Raw genomic sequence first — 3,599 nt, forward strand, 5'->3', positions numbered from 1 at the left:
ATCGTGAACGGAAAGGTGTTGATGGAAAGGCGCCAGCTGCTGACGCTGGACAAAGAAGAGATCCTGCGCCAAGTCCAGGCCCGCGCGGATCGCCTGGTTCATCGAGCCCACGGACGGCGTTTGCAAACATATCGTTAACGAGGGGAAAAGGCTCATGCTGAATCCCCTCATTCTTATGTTGTTTGGGGCTGCTTCCATCGCTCTCGGGGTAGCCGTGTATGCCTGGCGGGCCCGACCTGCCCCTGGGTCGACGGCCCTCTTCCTTCTGAACATGCTGATTGCCCTCTGGACCTCCGGCTATGCCCTGGAGCTCCTGCAGATCGATCTCCCTAACAAGATCTTCTGGGCCAAAGTGCAATATCCGGGAATCGCTTTCGTTCCTACTCTCTGGCTGATCGTCGCTCTGCAGTACACAGGGCGGGCCCGCTGGACCTCTCCGATCCGCCTGGGGGTCCTCAGCCTGGAACCGCTGCTCACCATCGGGCTGGCTTGGACGAACGAGCATCACGGCCTGATCTGGGCCACTGTCGCCCTGGACACCCACGGGGGTTTCCCCCGTATGGAGGTCATTCACGGCGCGTGGTTCTACATCCATGTAGCCTATGCGTATGGGGCGCTACTCCTGTCAACCGCTCTGTTCCTTCGATTCCTGCGCCATCGCCCTCCTCTCTATCAGGGCCAAGCGGGGGCGCTGCTGGTTAGCGTGATAGCCCCATGGATTGCGAACGGGCTTACCGCGCTGGTGAACCCCTTCCCCCGCGTGGTCTTTGATCTGACCCCTTACGGCTTTGTGGTAAGCGGGATCGCCCTGGTCTGGGGAACTTACCGATTCCGACTTCTGGACGTAACCCCCATCGCCCATGAGATGATCGTGGAAAGCATGAGCGACGGCTTGATCGTCCTGGATGCTGTCAATCGCATCGTCGATCTCAACCCGGCAGCCGCTCGCATGCTCAATCTGGATCGCAGTCAGGTCTTGGGGCGACCCGCCCGCGAGATCCTCGCCCCATGGTCCGAGCTGGTCGCTCGCTTCCGCGATGTGCTGGAAGCCCGCGAGGAAATCGCCCTGGGGGAAGGAAAAGCCCGGCGATTCTACGAGCTACAAATCTCGCCGGTGCAGGATCGGTCGGGTCGGGTGATCGGCCGGGCGATCGTGATCCGCGATATTACCCAGCGTAGACAAATGGAACTCGCCCTGGAGGAACGGGAGCGCTTTCTGCGTTCGCTCTATGAGATCCTCGGAGCCGCCCTGAAGACGCCGGACCTGCGATCGATGCTTCAGGTGTTGGCCGATCAACTGGGCGGCATCCTGGGGGCCGATGGCTGCTACATCACCCTGTGGGATGAACGAACCGGGCTGCCGATCCCCATGGCGGCTTATGGTCCCATGCGGGAGATTTATCCTACTCTTCACGCCGAACCAGGAGAAATCACCGCTACCGAATCCGTGCTCCGAGCCGGCCATCCTCTTCCGATCGAAGATGTATTTAACACCCCCTTCCTCAGTCCGAAGATCGCCGCCCAGTTTCCGACCCGATCCATGCTGGCCCTCCCTATGATTGCGGAGGGAAAGTGGTTGGGAGGTCTCCTGATCGCCTACGACAGCCCTCACCAGTTCGCCGAGGAGGAGATCGCCCGTGGGGAGATTATGGCCCGGATCGTGGCCCTGGCGATCGCAAAAGCCCGCTCCCTCGAAGAAGCCCGGTCCCGCTGGCAGGAAGCGGACACGCTACAACAAGCCATTGCAGCGGTCGTGGAGGCCCCCACCCTCACGGAGATGCTTCAACGCATTTTGGAACAGCTTCGCCGGTTGATCCCCTATGATAGCGCCTCTGTTCAGTGGCTCCGGGAGGGCTATCTGGAAATCGTGGGCCAAAGCAACCTTCCAGAATCCACCATGAGACTGCGCCTCCCCATTCCGGGGGACAACCCCAACACCCGGGTCATCCTGGAGCGGCGGGCGCTCATTCTTGACGATGCCCCCGCTGCCTATTCCAGCTTTCGAGAACCCCCTCATGATCGCATTCGATCCTGGATGGGAATCCCCCTGATCGTCCAGGATCGGGTGATCGGGATGCTCGCGCTGGATAGCCACCAGCCGGGTTTTTTCCGGGAGGATCACCTTCGACTGATCGGACCTTTCGTCAACTCGGCAGCGGTTGCTTTGGAGCGAGCACGGCTGCTGGAAGAGGAACGACAGCGTCGCGAGGAATTAAACCAGTTAAATCGAGATCTGGAAGCCTTCGCCCACATGGTCGCCCATGATCTCAAACACCCGTTGAGTGTCATCATCGGGACAGCGGAATTCCTGGAGAGAGAACTGGGAGCGCTGCCTCTGGAGGATCTGCGCGATTCGTTGCGCATGATCGATCGCGCGGGGAGGAAGATGCATCGGATCATCGAGGAGCTGCTCCTGCTGGCCAGCGTTCGATACACGGAGGTGCCTCGCAAGCCGGTGGCGATGGAAGCGATTGTGGCAGAAGCCCTGGAGCGCCTGGAGCCGTTGATTGCGGAGACCGGCGCCCGCATCCTCCTTCCCGAGTCATGGTCCAGCGCACTGGGATATGGCCCCTGGCTGGAGGAGGTGTGGGTGAACTATCTCAGCAACGCGATTCAGCATGGGGGACGGCCGCCCATAGTGGAGCTGGGGGCGGACTCACTTCCCGACGGGCGGGTTCGATTCTGGGTAAAAGATAACGGACCAGGGATTCCTCTGGAAGAGCAGGCTCGCTTGTTCGCTCCTTTCGGAATTCGATCCCGACATGCAGGAGGCCATGGGATCGGCCTCTCAATTGTGCGGATGATCGTCGAGAAGCTGGGCGGTGAGGTGGGTGTGGAAAGCGCCCCCGGTCAGGGAAGCACCTTCTGGTTCACCTTGCATGCGGTGAGTGAAGATGGGTAGTGTTTCACGTCACAACACGAGGCTTCATTAATCCTCCCGCTCGATCCGCTCCGCAATCAGGATGCCATCCGGCTGGCGCCTCGCCCGGACCTCCACCCGATCTCCAATCCGGGGATCGCCCCGGATTTCGGTCTCCCCGGTGACCTGCACCGCCCGACCCTCGATCGTCCAGGCAGATCCGGAAATCGCTTGAAGGATCCCCTTCCACTCGATGGTTTCTCCACCTTCATGATCCTCAGGGGTTCGGGTGGGCCGGGGCGTCCGGGTCGGCTCCCGGGTTTTCTCCGGAGCAGGGGTCGGCGTCGCCGTCGCTGGCGGCAACGGAGTAACGGCTGGAACCGATGGGGCGGTAGGCGACGGTGGGATGGTGGGCGAAGGCATTGGCCGAAGCGTTTGTGTGGGTGTGGGGGCCATCGTAGGCGTCTCCGGCGTCTCCAGCGGCGTCCGGGTCGGCTCGAACGTCGGCGTAGGGGTTTCCGAAGTCACCTGAACCCGTGCCGCGATCAGCTGCCCCTCCGGGCCCAGGAAAGCCGTCACAGCGGCCCTCTGATCCAGAGCTGCTGGCCCCAGGATTTCCGTTGCTGGAAAGATCTCCACCGGAACCCCCCCGATGCGCCAGGTGGTCCCTTCGATCGCCTCAATCCGGCCCTTCCAGATCACCGTGCCGGAACCTCGGCGCTGGGCGAGGGTGCGATAT

2 protein-coding genes are annotated in these 3,599 nt (G+C 61.7%); one reads left to right on the plus strand and one right to left on the minus strand.

The features are described 5' to 3' along the window. Positions 1-154 precede the first annotated feature (154 nt). Positions 155-2,902: a histidine kinase N-terminal 7TM domain-containing protein gene (locus NZM16_RS07240; protein WP_295479638.1), complete on the plus strand. Its 2,748-nt coding sequence runs from the start codon at positions 155-157 to the stop codon at positions 2,900-2,902. Positions 2,903-2,929: 27 nt separating this feature from the next. On the opposite strand, the gene NZM16_RS07245 is transcribed toward NZM16_RS07240, so the two are convergent. Continuing rightward, a partial coding sequence (locus tag NZM16_RS07245; RefSeq protein WP_295479640.1) for a DUF5666 domain-containing protein occupies positions 2,930-3,599 on the minus strand: 670 nt, incomplete at its 5' end.

The organism is Thermoflexus sp. (assembly GCF_025055495.1).
Classification (GTDB): Bacteria; Chloroflexota; Anaerolineae; order Thermoflexales; family Thermoflexaceae; genus Thermoflexus.